General features: G+C 73.3%; 15 protein-coding genes and 1 CRISPR repeat array. Of the genes, 9 read left to right on the top strand and 6 right to left on the bottom strand.

Features of this window, described 5'->3' with window-relative positions:
* Positions 1–278: 278 nt before the first annotated feature.
* Genes NX801_RS15670 through NX801_RS15660 form a run of 3 tightly spaced genes read left to right on the top strand, consistent with a single transcriptional unit; the run spans position 279 to position 4,208 of the window.
* Complete coding sequence (locus NX801_RS15670; RefSeq protein ID WP_258788465.1) at positions 279–1,298, top strand: quaternary amine ABC transporter ATP-binding protein; 1,020 nt, start codon at positions 279–281, stop codon at positions 1,296–1,298.
* A 47-nt stretch (positions 1,299–1,345) separates the two neighbouring features.
* The gene (locus NX801_RS15665; protein ID WP_428986160.1) at positions 1,346–3,226 is read left to right on the top strand and encodes an ABC transporter permease subunit; all 1,881 of its coding nucleotides are present in this window, start codon (positions 1,346–1,348) and stop codon (positions 3,224–3,226) included.
* A 1-nt stretch (position 3,227) separates the two neighbouring features.
* The gene (locus NX801_RS15660; protein ID WP_428986153.1) at positions 3,228–4,208 is read left to right on the top strand and encodes an ABC transporter substrate-binding protein; all 981 of its coding nucleotides are present in this window, start codon (positions 3,228–3,230) and stop codon (positions 4,206–4,208) included.
* A 116-nt stretch (positions 4,209–4,324) separates the two neighbouring features.
* Here the strand turns inward: NX801_RS15660 and NX801_RS15655 are convergent, their stop codons facing one another.
* The 3 genes from NX801_RS15655 to NX801_RS15645 all read right to left on the bottom strand — a co-directional run bounded on the left by NX801_RS15655 (position 4,325) and on the right by NX801_RS15645 (position 5,697).
* Positions 4,325–4,618, bottom strand: coding sequence for a DUF397 domain-containing protein (locus tag NX801_RS15655; protein WP_309505846.1), 294 nt, complete (start codon positions 4,616–4,618; stop codon positions 4,325–4,327).
* A gap of 14 nt (positions 4,619–4,632) precedes the next feature.
* Positions 4,633–4,893, bottom strand: coding sequence for a hypothetical protein (locus NX801_RS15650; protein ID WP_258788335.1), 261 nt, complete (start codon positions 4,891–4,893; stop codon positions 4,633–4,635).
* 456 nt (positions 4,894–5,349) lie between these two features.
* The gene (locus tag NX801_RS15645) at positions 5,350–5,697 is read right to left on the bottom strand and encodes a hypothetical protein (RefSeq protein ID WP_258788333.1); all 348 of its coding nucleotides are present in this window, start codon (positions 5,695–5,697) and stop codon (positions 5,350–5,352) included.
* 58 nt (positions 5,698–5,755) lie between these two features.
* Between NX801_RS15645 and NX801_RS15640 the strand changes: the two genes are divergently transcribed.
* Genes NX801_RS15640 through NX801_RS30765 form a run of 3 tightly spaced genes read left to right on the top strand, consistent with a single transcriptional unit; the run spans position 5,756 to position 7,573 of the window.
* A complete protein-coding gene (locus tag NX801_RS15640) occupies positions 5,756–6,214 on the top strand; it encodes a hypothetical protein (RefSeq protein WP_258788332.1) in 459 nt (152 codons plus the stop codon).
* A gap of 26 nt (positions 6,215–6,240) precedes the next feature.
* A complete protein-coding gene (locus NX801_RS30770) occupies positions 6,241–6,828 on the top strand; it encodes a hypothetical protein (RefSeq protein ID WP_309505845.1) in 588 nt (195 codons plus the stop codon).
* Complete coding sequence (locus NX801_RS30765; protein ID WP_309505844.1) at positions 6,818–7,573, top strand: hypothetical protein; 756 nt, start codon at positions 6,818–6,820, stop codon at positions 7,571–7,573. Before NX801_RS30770 ends, NX801_RS30765 begins: the two co-directional genes overlap by 11 nt.
* Positions 7,574–7,783: 210 nt before the next feature.
* Positions 7,784–8,605: a CRISPR direct-repeat array (repeat unit 28 nt; unit sequence GGAACACCCCCGCTGGCGCGGGGCCGAC).
* A 228-nt stretch (positions 8,606–8,833) separates the two neighbouring features.
* Here NX801_RS30765 and NX801_RS15630 read toward each other — a convergent pair.
* Complete coding sequence (locus NX801_RS15630) at positions 8,834–9,598, bottom strand: isocitrate lyase/PEP mutase family protein (protein ID WP_258788331.1); 765 nt, start codon at positions 9,596–9,598, stop codon at positions 8,834–8,836.
* The gene (locus NX801_RS15625; RefSeq protein WP_258788462.1) at positions 9,595–10,101 is read right to left on the bottom strand and encodes a carboxymuconolactone decarboxylase family protein; all 507 of its coding nucleotides are present in this window, start codon (positions 10,099–10,101) and stop codon (positions 9,595–9,597) included. Before NX801_RS15625 ends, NX801_RS15630 begins: the two co-directional genes overlap by 4 nt.
* A gap of 125 nt (positions 10,102–10,226) precedes the next feature.
* Here NX801_RS15625 and pdxR point away from each other — a divergent pair, with 125 nt between their 5' ends.
* The 3 genes from pdxR (at position 10,227) to NX801_RS15610 (ending at position 13,390) form a co-directional block, all read left to right on the top strand.
* On the top strand, positions 10,227–11,678 hold the full coding sequence (pdxR, locus tag NX801_RS15620) for a MocR-like pyridoxine biosynthesis transcription factor PdxR (protein WP_258788330.1): 1,452 nt from the start codon (positions 10,227–10,229) through the stop codon (positions 11,676–11,678).
* 221 nt (positions 11,679–11,899) lie between these two features.
* A complete protein-coding gene (locus NX801_RS15615) occupies positions 11,900–12,181 on the top strand; it encodes a hypothetical protein (RefSeq protein WP_258788329.1) in 282 nt (93 codons plus the stop codon).
* Positions 12,182–12,208: 27 nt separating this feature from the next.
* A complete protein-coding gene (locus NX801_RS15610) occupies positions 12,209–13,390 on the top strand; it encodes a glutathionylspermidine synthase family protein (RefSeq protein WP_258788328.1) in 1,182 nt (393 codons plus the stop codon).
* Between the two features lie 255 nt (positions 13,391–13,645).
* Here the strand turns inward: NX801_RS15610 and rocD are convergent, their stop codons facing one another.
* On the bottom strand, positions 13,646–14,857 hold the full coding sequence (gene rocD, locus NX801_RS15605; RefSeq protein ID WP_258788461.1) for an ornithine--oxo-acid transaminase: 1,212 nt from the start codon (positions 14,855–14,857) through the stop codon (positions 13,646–13,648).
* Positions 14,858–15,533: the final 676 nt, after the last annotated feature.

Raw genomic sequence — 15,533 nt, 5'->3', positions numbered from 1 at the left:
CGACCGCCGACGCGACCGCCGTCGACCCGCCCGCCACCACCGGCACCGGCCCCACCGCCGCCGCGCCCGTCAACACGTCCGACGGCCGGACGCCCACCGGCGCGACCGTCGTCGACGCGCCCACCGACCAGGCGGCCGCCGACGCGACCCCCAACGCGTCCACCGGCCGGACGGCCACCGCTGCCACCGGCCCGGCTGTCACGGGCACCGACACGTCCTCCGGCCGCCCGGCCACCGACGACACCCCGGCGGCTCCCCCCGTCTTCGCCGTCCGCAACCTGTGGAAGGTCTTCGGCCCCAAGGCCGACCGGATACCCGGGGACGCGGAACTGACCGGGCTGCCCGCCGCCGAGCTGCGCGAGCGCACCGGCTGCACCGCCGCCGTCCGGGACGTCTCCTTCGACGTGCGCAAGGGCGAGGTCTTCGTCGTCATGGGCCTCTCCGGCTCCGGCAAGTCCACCCTGGTCCGCTGTCTCACCCGGCTCATCGAGCCCACCTCCGGCACCGTCGAGATCGACGGCGAGGACATCGTGACCATGGACCGCACCCGGCTGCGTGAACTCCGCCGCCACCGGGCCGCGATGGTCTTCCAGCACTTCGGCCTGCTCCCGCACCGCAGTGTGCTGGACAATGTCGCCTACGGCCTGGAGATCCAGGGCATGGGCCGTGCCGAACGCCGCGAGAAGGCCGCCGAGATGGTCGCCAAGGTCGGTCTCGGCGGGCTGGAGGAGCGCCGCCCCGGCCAGCTCTCCGGCGGCCAGCAGCAGCGCGTCGGCCTCGCTCGGGCACTCGCCGTGGACCCCGAAGTCCTGCTGTTCGACGAGCCGTTCAGCGCGCTCGACCCGCTGATCCGGCGGGACATGCAGGAGGAGGTCGTCCGGCTCCACCAGGAGGAGGGCCGCACGATGATCTTCATCACCCACGACCTCAACGAGGCGCTCCGGCTCGGCGACCGCATCGCGCTGATGCGCGACGGCCGGGTGGTGCAGCTCGGCACCCCCGAGGAGATCGTCGGCTCGCCCGCCGACGACTACGTACGGGACTTCGTCCGCGATGTGCCGCGCGAACAGGTGGTCACCGTGCGCTCGGCCATGCGCCCGCCGTGCGACGGCCCGGGCGAGGGCCCGGCCGTGGCGCCCGGCGCGACCGTCTCCGAGGCCATCGAGGCTGTCGCCCGCACCGGCGGGCAAGTGCGCGTGGTGGAGGGCGGCCGCTGCGTGGGCGTCGTCGACCAGCAGGACCTGCTGGCGGTGGTCGCCGGCCTCCCGGTGGCGCCGGGCGGAAAGGCGGCGGCGTGACAGCAGCCGTGACCGCACCCTCCTCCCTCCGCGACAGCGGCGCCCGGGTGTTCCGCAGAACCGTGCCGCTCACCCTCGGCGCCCTCGCCCTCCTCGCCGTCCTCGGCGCGCTCCTCATCGGCGGCGGCAGCTGGCCCGCCGCGCTCTCCGTCGACCTCTCCGAGCCGCTCTCCTCGGTGAGCGACTGGATCATCGACAACCGCGACAGCCACCCGCTGTTCCTCTACTTCTTCGGCCACATCAGCAACGCCGTCACCCTCTCCGTGCGCGGTGTCTATCTGCTGCTGCTCGCCGCCGGCTGGGCCGGGGTCACCGCCGCCGCCGGGCTGATCGCCTGGCGCGTCGCGGGAGTGCGCCTCGCCGTCACCGCCGCCGCCGCGTTCGCCGTCTGCGGGCTGCTCGGCATGTGGGTGCCGACCATGCAGACGCTCGCCCTGATGATCGTCGCGGTCGCCGCCTCCGTGCTGCTCGGCGCCCTGCTCGGGCTGGCCGCCGGCCTCTCCGACCGCACCTTCCGCGCGCTGCGCCCGGTGCTCGACACCATGCAGGTGCTGCCCGCCTTCGCCTACCTCCTCCCGGTGGTGCTGGTCTTCGGCATCGGGGTGCCCGCCGCCGTGCTGGCCACCGTCGTCTACGCCGCGCCCCCGATGGCCCGGCTCACCGCGCTCGGGCTGCGCGACGCCGACCCCGGCGTCCTGGAGGCGTCCGCCTCGCTCGGCGCGACCCGTCGCCAGCGCCTGCTGTCCGCCCGGGTGCCGCTGGCCCGCAAGGAACTGCTGCTCGGCGTCAACCAGTCGATCATGATGGCGCTCTCCATGGCCGTGATCGCCTCGGTGATCGGCGCGGGCGGCCTCGGTGACCGGGTCTACCAGGCGCTGGCCTCGGTCGACGTGGGCGCCGCGCTCGCCGCCGGCATCCCGATCGTGCTGCTGGCCGTCGTCTTCGACCGCACCGCCGCCGCGGCCGGCGACGACGACACCGGGCCCGTCGCGCTCCCGTCCCGGCTCGGCTGGGCCCTCGCCCTCGCCGGCACCCTGCTGGTCGCCGTGGCCGGCCGGCTGGCCGGGCGGCAGGAGTGGCCGCAGTCCTGGTACGTCGCCATCGCGGAGCCGGTCAACCGGGCCGTCGACTGGATGACCGCCCACCTCTACTCGGGCGTCCCGGTGATCGGCGGCACCGCCGACTGGGCGGCCGGCTTCACCGCCTGGGTGCTCGACCCGCTGCGCGACGGGCTCCAGGCACTGCCCTGGTGGGCGATGCTGCTGCTGGTCGGCGCGCTCGCCCTGCTGATCGGCACCTGGCGCACCGCGCTCACCGCCGTGCTCGCCATGGCCGCGATCGGTGTGCTGGGCGTCTGGAACGACTCGCTCGACACCCTCGCCCAGGTGCTGGCCGCCGTCGCCGTCACCCTGGTGCTCGGCTTCGCGGTGGCCGTCGCCGCCGCCCGCAGCGCCCGCGTGGAACGCGTGCTCCGGCCCGTACTCGACGTCTTCCAGACCATGCCGCAGTTCGTCTACCTGATCCCGGTGGTCGCGCTCTTCGGTGTGGGCCGCGCCCCGGCGGTGGCCGCCGCCGTGGTGTACGCGCTGCCCGCCGTCGTCCGTATCACCACCCAGGGCCTGCGCGGTGTCGACCCGGTCGCCATGGAGTCCGCCCGGTCGCTCGGCGCCACCGGCTGGCAGCAGCTCCGCCAGGTCCAATTGCCTCTCGCTCGGCCCGCGTTGCTGCTCGCCGTCAACCAGGGCGTGGTCCTGGTCCTCGCCGTCGTCATCATCGGCGGCCTGGTCGGCGGCGGTGCCCTCGGCTACCAGGTGGTCTTCGGCCTGGCCCAGGGCGACCTGGCCACCGGCCTCGTCGCGGGTGCCGCGATCGTCTGCCTGGGCCTGATGCTCGACCGGGTCACCCAGCCCGCCCGGAAGGAGGCCTGACATGCGTACGACCCTCCCGGCCCGTCGAGTCCGCAAGGCGGCCGTCGCCGTCCCCGCCGCCCTCGGCCTGCTGGCCCTCACCGGCTGCGGCGCCGCCGACATGACCAAGCAGGCGTCCCCGTACGCCGCCGCCCAGGGCACCCGGTCGGTCACCCTCTCCACCCAGTCCTGGGTCGGCGCCCAGGCCAATGTGGCCGTCGCCAAGTACCTGCTCGAACACGAGCTGGGCTATCGCGTCGACACCGTCCAGGTGGACGAGGTGCCCGCCTGGGACGCCCTCTCCCAGGGCCGGGTGGACGCCCTCCTGGAGGACTGGGGCCACCCGGAGCAGCAACAGCGGTACGTCGAGGACAAGAAGACCATCGTCTCCGGCGGCGGACTCGGGGTGACCGGCCACATCGGCTGGTTCGTCCCCACCTACTTCGCCAAGCAGCACCCGGACGTCACCGACTGGAAGAACCTCGACAAGTACGCCGCCCAGCTGCGCAGCGGCGAGTCCGGCGGCAAGGGCCAGCTCCTGGACGGCTCCCCGTCCTACGTCACCAACGACACGGCGCTGGTGAAGAACCTCAAGCTGGACTACAAGGTCGTCTTCGCGGGCTCCGAGGCGGCGCAGATCACCCAGATCAAGCAGTTCGCCAAGGAGAAGAAGCCCTTTCTCACCTACTGGTACTCACCCCAGTGGCTCTTCACCAAGGTCCCCATGACCGAGGTGAAACTGCCGCCCCACAAGGAGGGTTGCGACGCCGACCCCGACAAGGTCGCCTGCGCCTACCCGCACACCCCGCTGGAGAAGTTCCTCAACGCCGGCTTCGCCCGCAAGGGCGGCGACGCGGCGGCCTTCCTCAAGAAGTTCCGCTGGACCACCGAGCAGCAGAACGAGGTCGCCCTGATGATCGCCGACCAGAAACTCTCCCCGGACGAGGCCGCCGAGAAGTGGGTCAAGGCCAACAAGCCCACCTGGCAGTCCTGGCTCCCGTAGCCCGCCCGAGTGATACGGCACCCCCGAGGGGCACGGCATCCCGCCGTGCCCCTCCGCCGTCCTCCCGGGCACGCGTCTCGCGGTGCGCGGCCAGGAGGACGAGGCGTCCGGTGCTTTCAGCGTGCCGGACGCACCACCACCGCCTGCACCATGCCGCCACTGAGGAACGCGGCGAATGTCTCCGGCCCGAACGCGAGAGCCGGCCCCTGAGGTGCCTTGCTGTCGCGCAGCGCGTACCCGCCGCCGGGCAGAACGGCCACCTCGACGCAGTTGCCTTGGGCGCCGGAGTACGACGACTTCACCCAGGCCAACCTGGCGCCAGGCGCCTTACTGATCAATCGAGTTACGGCGTCCGGGACGAACCCTCGGGCCGCGCTGAAGCCGGCGCTTGCAGCGGAGACATAGGCCATGGCGAACCGCCGGCTCACGATTCCACCGGTCGTCCGTCGCTGTCCACGAGACCGCTGTAATCACCTGCGGCCAGACGCACGAACAACTCCTCGTCCGCCTGCCGCGCCTCAGCAGGCAGCGCCCAGCGGACCGCGACCCGTGTCAGATCCTCCAAAGCGGTCGCATTCATCTCCGCCTCGAACACCGGCCGCTCTTCGTCCGTCAAGGCTGCCTGGAGTTCCCCCAGCGTCGCCGGGAGCGTCACCCACTCACCGTCAATGACCGTACGCAACATCCCGCACCCTTCTCTCTCCGCCCGGACCCTGCCCGGGCCACTGGGGTCCGTGTCACATCCTTCTACCGTGCCCGCATCCCCGAACGCCGCAACCGGTACTCACTCAGCGGCCAAGAGCGCATTGCCGCTGAACCGCACCCCGAGTCGTGCCGCAGAACGTCTAGGTCCCCTCAAGCCTTTGACGAGTCGGGACCAGCCCAGGAACTCCAGCTGCCGCAGAGCTGGCTCCGGGGCGGAGCTCCCGCTGAAGCCGGGGCCGGACCACGACCCAGAAGCCGCCGGGCCGGAGCGACGGATCACTCCCGCCGGCGTGGGGTCGACTCAGCGGTAGCCGAGCACCACCGCTGGGGGATCCCAACCGGGCGCACCTCGGCGTCGTATCTCCTGCGGGCCTCGGCAGAGGCCGCCCTCTCCGACCGCACTCGGCCGAGAGTGCCGACCGCCTCGCGGACGCGGTTACGGGGTGCGGCACCGGGGGCAGGCGCACGGAGGAAATCCGCCCCTCGGCGGCCGACCGCGGTCCGGCTCGTAACCGAAGCGGGGCACCACCTCCTGCTGGTTGCCGTCGGCGTCGAACCGGTAGACCCTGAGCGTCATTGCCGCGTCCGTCTCCGCCAGCGGTGCGAGGCCGTACTGCCGGCGGCAGCGGGCGCAGGCGTAGAGACTCTTCCCGGGGCCGGTGCCCTGGTCGATGCTGCGGACGGCCAGTGCCGTGTCCGAGGAGTCCTGGTGCCAGTGACACCATCCGTACGGACTGGCGTCCAGGTCGTGCTGGAGTACCGAAGGGCGGGGGGTATCGTCCATGGCCCGACTGTGTCCCGGCGCGGTGGGCGCCGGGAATATGACGTCCTATGACACGGAGATGATCATGCACGCTGTGGCGATCACCGGCACCAGGACCGTCGACAACCTCACGGACTGCGGACCGACGTTCGCCACCTACCTCGGCCCCTTCGCCACCAGCACCAGTCACTTCTTCATCGGTGGGGCCCTCGGCATCGACACCCTGGCCCTGCTCTGGCTCGCTGACCACACAGCAGCCGCTCTCACCGTGGTCACCCCGGGCACCCTCGCTCAGCAGCCGGACGCCGCACGCGCTGCCGTCCACAGTGTCGGAACCCGTGCCGACCTCATCGAGCTCGGCGCCGGCGAGCTACGGGCACCCGCCTACCACGCGCGCAACCGGTACATGGTCGACCGGTCGCAGTTCACCATCGGGTTTCCCGCCATGGACACCGACCCCGAGTCCGGGTCCGGCACCTGGCAGACCCTCGGCTACGCCGCTCAGAAGGGGCAACCTCGGCTCATCGTCCCCATCTGAGCACCCGCCCGGGGCAGCATGGAGTGGTGACCGACAGAACGACCGGTGCCGCCCGGCTGAAGGCTCTGCGCAAGAGCAGGGGACTCTCCCTCGCTGAGACGGCCCGTGCGCTTCTCGCTGTCGCGGAACGCTCCGGGCGCACCCTTCTGCCGTCCGTGGCCGGGCTGCAGCGGTCCGTCGCCCGATGGGAGGCGCCCTCACCGGTCCGTCCGGATGAGCGGCACCAACTGCTCCTCGCCCATCTTTACGCCCGTACCCCTACGGGAGCGCTGAGCCTCGGCGCCGGGTCCGACTTCGCCGAGCTCCTCGACGCCCTGGCCAATCTGGGCGAGAGCGAGGACCAGCTGGCCCGGCTGCGCACGCTCGTGCTGCGCTCGGCCACGGAACGGGGAGGCGGGCTGCTGATGCTGCTCTCTCCGGCCGCGCAGGTCGGTATCGCCGCGGCCCTGGCTGATCCGCGCCGCCTCGACGCGGACGCGCTCCGCGCCCTGGAGACCCTTGTCGCGGACGTCAACGCGGCCATCGGATCCGTCCCGTTCGTCCGGCTCCAGCTCCTCTTGGCCCCGGGCTGTCGACGCCTGCCGTCAGCTGCTCACCGGCCCTGTGCCGGTTGAGCAACTGCCCGCGCTCCGGCAGACCGCCGTCGCCGCAGCCACTCTCGCGGGCCGGCTCGCCTTCGAGACCCGGGACGACGCGGCTTCCCGCGCGCTGTACGAGGAGGCGACCCGGGAGGCGGAACACCTGGCGCTGTGGAGGCGGGCCACGGTGCGCATGTCCCACGCGCTCGTCACCCTGTACTCGACCGCGGGCACTGGGAGCGCTCAGCGGTTGGTCGACGCCGCTGTCCGCGATGCCCAGCACGGAGGCAGCACTGCGATCCGCGCCCGGGCCCACGCTCTTGCAGCGGAGATCGCGGCCCGCGCCGGGCAGGAGCGGCAGTCACAGGATGCCCTCAGGCTGGCCTGGTACGACCTGGACCGCGTGGTGGACGGAGACCCGGCACCGACGAGCTTCTCGGCAGCGCATCTACGCGGCTTCGAAGGCGTCTGCGAGCTGTACGTCGGCAGCCCGAGTGTGGCGCACGACCGGTTCGCCAGGGCGGCGGGCGCCCTGAGCCGCCCCCGAGAGCAAGTCCAGCGTGCCATCGTGATGACGGATCAGGCTCTGGCCCGGGTGCGCATGGGCGAGCCAGAGGCAGCTGCCGATCTGCTGCACGAGTGCGTCGCTGCGGCGACGGGGACCGGGGGCCGGGTGGCGGTGATACGGCTCCGGCGTGCCCGACGGGACCTGCGGCCGTGGCGGCACGAGGCGTGGGCGGCGGAACTGGACGACCACCTGATGGATCACCTCGGCAACTGACCTCCGGGAATTCCACCGGCTCGCTCACTTGTCCTGATGAGCCTTCGGCCCGGTCCCGTCATCGACTCGCTTGGAGACACCTGCGCATGTTCTGAGCTCTCGCTACCAGGAACGAGAACCCCAACAGGCCTTGTCGACGCCAAGGATTGCCAGGAACACACCGCGTCACCCAAGTCGCCGGGCAGCGGCCCAGATCACCGGATCACCAGAGGAAAACCCCCGCCGGCGCAGGGCCGACAGTTCCTGATTGCGGGGGTCCTGCCCGGCCCGCGGAACACCCCCGCTGGCGCGGGGCCGACGAGGACGAGGCGCGGCAGATGGTGACCGCCGGGGGAACACCCCCGCTGGCGCGGGGCCGACCTCGCGCGAGGACGGCGCGGGGGCACCGGCGTCGGAACACCCCCGCTGGCGCGGGGCCGACGCTCACTGGCAGCTTGGCGTAGGTGCCGATCAGGGAACACCCCCGCTGGCGCGGGGCCGACGGCGCGCCGGGCCCGGGAGAACAGGCTCACTCCGGAACACCCCCGCTGGCGCGGGGCCGACTTGTAGGCCGAACACCCCACGGCCACAAGGCGCGGAACACCCCCGCTGGCGCGGGGCCGACCGTCACGGGCCCTCAACTCCTCAGTCGTACAGGTGGAACACCCCCGCTGGCGCGGGGCCGACCGGGTAAAGCGCCTGGGGGAGGCTCTGTTCTGGGGAACACCCCCGCTGGCGCGGGGCCGACGAGTCGGCCGTCCCCGCCCAGCCGGGCGAGTTCGGAACACCCCCGCTGGCGCGGGGCCGACCGTGGGGTCGGGGACCCAGATCTCGCCCGACTCGGAACACCCCCGCTGGCGCGGGGCCGACTCCTCCAGGGAGTAGTGACGCTGGCCTCCCTGCGGAACACCCCCGCTGGCGCGGGGCCGACACCGCCGTGGTGGCCGCCGCGCTCATGGCCCGGGGAACACCCCCGCTGGCGCGGGGCCGACGCTGCGCTGGCCCGCCGGATGCCCGAGCAGCAGGGAACACCCCCGCCTGCGCGGGGACGACACTTCTTGAGCTGGGATTTTATCCGGGGGGAGGGGTGTTTTCATTCGGTTGGGTCGGAGGAGACGGGCCTCGGGCGGGGAGGGCCGGGAGGGGGCGGTTTCGATCGCCTTGCCCTCCTGTTGGTGGCCGTTGCTGGGCTGCGGGTACAGCGTACAAAGTCTCTGGGGGAGTGGGTGGTTGGGATCGACGGGCTGTCGGTGCGTCGTTCCTGAGTGGATTGGGGCGCCGTCACCCACGCAGGTGCGGGGCCAGGTTGCGGAGGGTGGTGAGGGTGGTGTGGAGGAGGGCGGGGCCGAAGGTGAGGCGGGTGGCGCCGGCCTGGGCCAGGGTGGTCACGGAGGTGCCGTCCGGGCGGGCCAGGGCGTTGAGGGGGAGGGTCGGCGGGAGGCCGGCGCGCAGTGGGGGGAGGTCGGCCGGTCGGGCGCCGATCGGGTACACGCAGTCCGCGCCCGCCGCCGCGTACCGCCGCGCCCGGTCCAGCGCGTCGGCCACCAGTTCGGGTGCCGAGCGGTCGGCGGTGCCCCGCAGGGACGGCAGCAGGCTGTCCACCCGGGCGTTCAGGAACAGCCGGTCGCCCGCCTCGGCGCGTACCTCGGCCAGCCAGTCGGCATGGGCCTCCGGGTCCTTGAGGGTGCCGGGGGCCGAACCGTGCGCCGTGTCTTCGAGGTTCATGCCGACGACGCCGGACTCCAGGGCGCGGGCGACCAGTTCGGCGGGCGGGAGCCCGTAGCCGCCCTCCAGGTCGGCCGAGACCGGTACGGAGACGGCGCGGGCGATCCGGGCCACCGCGGCGAACATCTCGGCGGCCGGCACGGCCCCGTCGGCGTACCCGAGCGAGGCGGCCACACCCGCGCTGGGCGTGGCCAGGGCCGGGAAGCCGGCCTCCTCGAAGGCGCGGGCGCTCGCCGCGTCCCAGGGGCCGGGCAGCACCAGCGGGTCGCCGGGTGCCCGGTTGTGGTGGAGGGCGCGGAAATCATGCACGAGGTCGGTCACGTGAACTGGCCGGGGGTGTAGTGGCCGGGCACCGCGCGGGTGGTGACGGCGAACCGGTTCCAGGCGTTGATCACGGCGATCGCGGAGATGAGATGGGCCAGCTCGGTGTCGTCGAACTGCCCGGCGGCCCGCGCGTACACCTCGTCCGGCACAAAGCCGTCGGTGAGCACGGTGATCGCCTCGGTCAGCTCGATCGCGGCCAGCTCGCGCTCGGTGTAGAAGTGGCGCGACTCCTCCCAGGCGCTCAACTGGACGATGCGCTCGACCGATTCGCCCGCCGCCAGGGCGTCCTTGGAGTGCATGTCGAGACAGAAGGCGCAGTGGTTGAGCTGGGAGGCGCGGATCTTGACCAGCTCCAGCAGCGAGGACTCCAGGCCGCGTTCGGCGGCCTTCGAGAACTGGAGCATCGCCTTGTAGACCTCGGGGGCGTGCTTGGCCCAGGTGAGGCGGGGGGTGTGCTCCGGGGCGCGGGAAGAAGCGGCCGGGGCGGTGCCGGTGCCCATATTGGTGTCGGTGTCAGTGTCGGTGTCAGTGTCGGTGTGGGTGCCTGCGTTGGTGTTGGTGTTGGTGTGGGTCGTCATGGTGATGAGCGTAGGAGAGCGCTGGCGCAGTTGTATGGTCCACTTTCATGGGGAAAACGTGGGCCAATTCGGGGCCGGGCGGTGGCGGCGGGTTCGGTGATCTGCACCTCGAACTGCGCGGCACCGGGCTGCGCGCCGGGCTGATGGACGCGCTGCGGGACGCCGTACGGAACGGCCGGCTGGCGCCCGGCACCCGGCTGCCGTCCTCCCGGTCGCTCGCCGCCGACCTGGGCATCGCCCGCAACACGGTGGCCGACGCCTATGCCGAGCTGGTCGCGGAGGGCTGGCTCACCGCCCGGCAGGGCTCGGGCACCCGGGTGGCCGAGCGGGCCGATCCGCGCCGGGCCGACCAGCGCCGTTCCGGCAGCGCACCGGTCCCGCCGGCCCCGGAGCGGTGGCGCTCGCCGTTCCATCCGCCCGGGACGCACACCACCCTCCACCCCGGCATGCCCGACCTCTCGTCCTTCCCGCGCGCCGAGTGGCTGAAGGCGGCCCGCCGCGCCCTCACCACCGCCCCGCACCAGGCGTTCGGCTACGGCGAGCCGCACGGCCGGATCGAGCTGCGCACCGCGCTCACGGAGTACCTGGCCCGGGCCCGGGGTGTGTACGCCGACCCGGACCGGATCGTCGTCTGCTCCGGCTTCGTCCACGGCCTGCGGCTCCTCGCCCAGGTGCTGCGGGACCGCCGGGCCGGGGCGGTCGCCGTGGAGGCGTACGGACTGGACGTGCACTGGAATCTGCTGGCGGCCACCGGGCTGCGCACGCCCGCGCTGCCGCTGGACGAGCACGGCACCGACACCGGGGCACTGGACCGCCAGGGCGCGGTGCTGCTCACCCCGGCCCACCAGTTCCCGCTGGGCGGTGCGCTGTCCCCGCAGCGGCGGGCCGCCGCCGTGGACTGGGCGCGGCGCACCGGCGGGCTGATCCTGGAAGACGACTACGACGGGGAGTTCAGATTCGACAGGCAGCCCGTCGGTGCTGTTCAAGGGCTCGACCCCGAGCGGGTGGTCTACCTCGGCACGGCCAGCAAGTCGCTGACGCCCGGGCTGCGGCTGGCCTGGATGGTGCTGCCGCGCGACCTGGTGACGGAGGTGCTGGCGGCCAAGGGCTGGACCGACTGGGTCTCCAGCGCCCTGGACCAGTTGACGCTGGCGGAGTTCATCGCCTCGGGCGCGTACGACCGGCATGTACGGAACATGCGGCTCCGCTACCGCCGGCGCCGTGACCAGCTGGTGGCCGCGCTGGCCGAGCGGGCGCCCGGGGTGCGGGTCAGCGGGATCGCGGCCGGGCTGCACGCGGTGCTGGAGCTGCCGCCCGGCACCGAGCGGGAGGTGGTCCGGGCCGCCGCCTGGCAGGGGCTCGCGCTCCAGGGGCTGGACCGGTTCCGCCACCCGGACACCGCGCCGGGCCGGGACGCGCTGGTGGTCGGGTACGCCACCCCGACGGACAGCGCCTGGTCCGGTGCCCTGGACGCCCTCTGCCGGGCGATGCCGCGGTGAGCGCGGTCCCGGTGGGGTGGGTGTGGCCGGGGCGACCGGGGTTACGAGTATCCCGGGCGGCCCTCTAGGCTGACTGCCGCACCGGGCGCCCGCACCCGGCATCCGGGCGGCACGCACCCGCACGGCACGGAGGACGAACAGACCGGGCCGGCCGGGAGACGTGCCGGGCGGACGAACAGACGTGAACAACAGAACGCGGGCAACGGGGAGGGGACGGAAGGATGCGCAGGCTCAGGTCGAGCACGGTGGTGCTCGGCGGCATGGGGGTGCTCGCGATGACGCTCACCTCCTGCGGCTCCGAACCGGACAAGCGCTGCGTCGACCGGGTCACCCGCGAGAAGCTGCCCAGCTACAAGTGCGACGACAACCGGGGCGGCACCACCGGCGGCGGCTACTACTACGGCGGCAAGGCGGACGACAAGGGCCGCTTCTCCGGCGGCAGTTTCGACAAGGCGGCGGTCGACCGGGGCGGCTTCGGCTGCTCGGGCTCGGGCGGCGGCTGAGCGCGGAACCCGACGGAGCGGACGACCATGCAGCGTCACACCATCGAGCCGCGCCCCGGCTGGCAGGCGACGGTCGAGGAACAGGGCCTGATCTACCCGCTGACCCGCCACCCGGACGGCGTGCTGCGCCCGTACTGGGACGAGAGCGCCTACTACTCCTTCTCGCTGTCCGAGATCGAGGCGCTGGAGGAGGTGGTCGAGGAACTGCACGCCATGTGCCTCGCCGCCGCCGCGCACATCGTGGAGCGGGACCGCTTCGCCGAGCTGGGCATCACCGACCCGGTGCTCGCCCGGCTGGTCGGCGAGTCCTGGCGGCGACGTGCCGAACTGCCTTCGGTATACGGAAGGTTCGACCTCCGGTACGACGGTACGGGCCCGGCCAGGATGCTGGAGTACAACGCCGACACGCCCACCTCGCTGGTGGAGGCGGCCAGCCCGCAGTGGTTCTGGATGGAGGAACGTTTCCCCGGGGCCGACCAGTGGAACTCCCTGCACGAACGGCTGGTCGCCGCCTGGCGGCGCCAGGCCCCGCTGCTGCCGCCGGGACCGCTGCACTTCGCCCACAGCGACGGCGACGAGCTGGGCGAGGACCTGATGACCGTGGCGTACCTCCGGGAGACCGCCGAGCAGGCCGGCATCCGCACCGAGGCGCTGTCGGTCGAGCGGATCGGCTGGGACCGGCTCTCCGGCCGGTTCGTGGACGAGCGGCTGCGCTTCATCCGCAGCTGCTTCAAGCTCTACCCCTGGGAGTGGCTGACCACCGACCGGTTCGGCCCCCAGGTGCTGGCCACCCTGGACAACGGCGGTTCCTCCGGCTCCACCTGCTGGATCGAGCCCGCCTGGAAGATGCTGCTCTCCAACAAGGCGCTGCTCGCCGTCCTCTGGGAGCTGTACCCCGGCCACCCCAATCTGCTGCCCGCCTATCTCGACGGACCCCGCGAACTGGCGGACGGCCCGGGGTACGTCTCCAAGCCACTGCTCGGCCGGGAGGGCGCCGGGGTGCTGCTGCACGAACCCGGCGCCGCCCCGCTCGTACGCGAGGAGTCCTGCTGCTACCAGGAGTTGGCCCCGCTCCCCGACTTCGACGGCAACCGGGTGGTGCTCGGCGCCTGGGTGGTCGAGGACGAGGCGGCGGGGCTCGGCATCCGGGAGTCGGCGGGCCCGGTGACGGACGAGTACGCGCGCTTCCTGCCGCACGTCATCCGCTGAGCCCACCGTCTGCCGGACCCGGGAGTGCCCGGGCCGGAGACCGCCGCGCACCGGACCCGGGTCCGCGCCGCGCGCGTACCGGACCCGGGGGCCATGCTTCCCGGGGCCCGCGCCGCACGAGCAACCCGGCCCGGGGCCGGACCCGGAGCCGTACCGGCCGGGCCCCGGCATCGGATCCGGCCGCCGCCCCGCGACTCAGGCGGTCCCGCACGGAAGCCCGGCTCTCAGGCCGTCCCGCACGGGCAGGCCCGGAGGTCAGGCCGTCGCCGCCGCGCCCAGGACCGCCCGGAGCTGCTCCAGGCCCCAGTCCAGGTCCTCCTTGGAGATCATCAGCGGCGGGGCGATCCGGATGGTGGAGCCATGGGTGTCCTTGACCAGCACCCCCCGCTTCATCAGCCGCTCCGAGAACTCCCGCCCCGTCCCGAGCGCCGGCACGATGTCCACGCCCGCCCAGAGTCCGCGCCCGCGCACCGCCTCCACGGTGCCGCCGCCGACCAGCAGCCCCAGCTCGTGGTGGAGGTGGTCGCCCAGCTCGGCGGCCCGCTCCTGGTACTCGCCGGTGCGCAGCATCGCCAGCACCTCCAGCGCCACCGCGCAGGCCAGCGGGTTGCCGCCGAAGGTCGAGCCGTGCTCGCCCGGCCTGTGCACGCCCAGCACCGCCGCGCTGGACACCACCGCCGACACCGGCACGATGCCGCCGCCCAGCGCCTTGCCGAGCAGATACATGTCCGGCACCACGCCCTCGTGCTCACAGGCGAAGGAGCGGCCGGTGCGGCCGAGCCCGGACTGGATCTCGTCCGCGATGAACAGCACGTTCCGCTCGCGGGTCAGCTCCCGCACCCCGGCCAGATAGCCGGCCGGCGGCACCAGTACGCCCGCCTCGCCCTGGATCGGCTCCAGCAGCACCGCCACCGTGTTCTCGGTGACCGCCTCGGAGAGCGCGGTCAGATCACCGTACGGAACGATCTCGAAGCCCGGGGTGTAGGGCCCGTGGTCGTCGCGGGCCTCCGGGTCGGTCGAGAAGCTGACGATCGTGGTGGTCCGGCCGTGGAAGTTGTTGGCCGCGACCACGATCTTCGCCATGCCGTCCGGCACGCCCTTGACCCGGTAGCCCCACTTGCGGGCGGTCTTGACGGCGGTCTCCACCGCCTCCGCCCCGGTGTTCATCGGCAGCACCATCTCCATGCCGCAGAACTCCGCCAGCCGCTCGCAGAACTCCGCGAACCGGTCGTGGTGGAAGGCCCGCGAGGTGAGCGTCACCCGCTCCAGCTGCGCCCTGGCCGCCTCGATCAGCCGGCGGTTGCCGTGCCCGAAGTTGAGCGCCGAGTAGCCGGCGAGCAGGTCGAGATAGCGGCGCCCCTCCACATCGGTCATCCAGGCGCCCTCCGCCGTGGCGACGACCACGGGCAGCGGGTGGTAATTGTGCGCGCTGTGCGCCTCGGCGGAGGCGATCGCCTGCCGGGTCACCGAGGAATCCGGTGTGCCCGCCGTTTCCGGCGTGCCCGGTGTGCCCGGTGTTCTGGGCGCTCCCGGCGCCTGGGCGGTCCGCCGGGTGCTCGGCTGCTGCTGCGTACTCGACACGGGGTCTCCGTTCGGCCTGCGGCTGGGACGGCGGGGGCGTCCGGCGGCCGGAGCGGTGGTGGTGCCCCTCGCCGCCCCTTCGTCGCCCCCTCTGCTCTGTATCGTCGCTCACCGCGTGCGCCGGGGAAACCTCTCTTCGCCCCCCGGGTGCGCCCCCGGGACCGCCGGCGCACCCCCGGAGGACGGTCGGCATCCGGTCGGCGGGACGGTCGGCATCCGGTCGGGGGACGGTCGGCATCCGGCGGGGGGACGGCCGGGGTCCGGCCGGGGGACGGCCGGGGTCCCGCCGTCGAGAAACCCGCCGGGCCGGCCGCCCCCCCCGACGAGCCCCCGGGACTCCCGAACCCTGCCGGGACCGCCGCCCGGGCCTCCCGAACCTTCGCCGGGGCCGCCGCCCGGGCCCGGCCCGGGCCCTGCCAGGACGAGCTCCCGAACCCTGCCGGGCCCCGCCGGGACGGCGGCCCGGGACCGACGGGCAACATTCCGGCGCCCCGCCGGACAACGCCATCTGCCCCCGCCGTCCCTCGGCCCCGCCCCGCGCCGCCCCCGCGCGTCCCCCTCC

The organism is Streptomyces pyxinae, from assembly GCF_024756275.1.
GTDB classification, from domain to species: domain Bacteria; phylum Actinomycetota; class Actinomycetes; order Streptomycetales; family Streptomycetaceae; genus Streptomyces; species Streptomyces pyxinae.
The sequence above is the reverse complement of the archived record's forward strand: the minus strand, read 5'-3'. Positions and strand labels throughout refer to the sequence as shown.

Bases quoted from the DNA above. Each gene is read 5' to 3' on its own strand.
- NX801_RS15640 (WP_258788332.1), top strand. From the start codon at position 5,756: ATGATCATGCACGCTGTGGCGATCACCGGCACCAGGACCGTCGACAAC.
- NX801_RS15645 (WP_258788333.1), bottom strand. From the start codon at position 5,697: ATGGACGATACCCCCCGCCCTTCGGTACTCCAGCACGACCTGGACGCC.
- pdxR (WP_258788330.1), top strand. From the start codon at position 10,227: ATGGGGAAAACGTGGGCCAATTCGGGGCCGGGCGGTGGCGGCGGGTTC.
- NX801_RS15660 (WP_428986153.1), top strand. From the start codon at position 3,228: ATGCGTACGACCCTCCCGGCCCGTCGAGTCCGCAAGGCGGCCGTCGCC.
- NX801_RS15615 (WP_258788329.1), top strand. From the start codon at position 11,900: ATGCGCAGGCTCAGGTCGAGCACGGTGGTGCTCGGCGGCATGGGGGTG.
- NX801_RS15625 (WP_258788462.1), bottom strand. From the start codon at position 10,101: ATGGGCACCGGCACCGCCCCGGCCGCTTCTTCCCGCGCCCCGGAGCAC.
- NX801_RS15655 (WP_309505846.1), bottom strand. From the start codon at position 4,618: ATGGCCTATGTCTCCGCTGCAAGCGCCGGCTTCAGCGCGGCCCGAGGG.
- NX801_RS15610 (WP_258788328.1), top strand. From the start codon at position 12,209: ATGCAGCGTCACACCATCGAGCCGCGCCCCGGCTGGCAGGCGACGGTC.
- NX801_RS15650 (WP_258788335.1), bottom strand. From the start codon at position 4,893: ATGTTGCGTACGGTCATTGACGGTGAGTGGGTGACGCTCCCGGCGACG.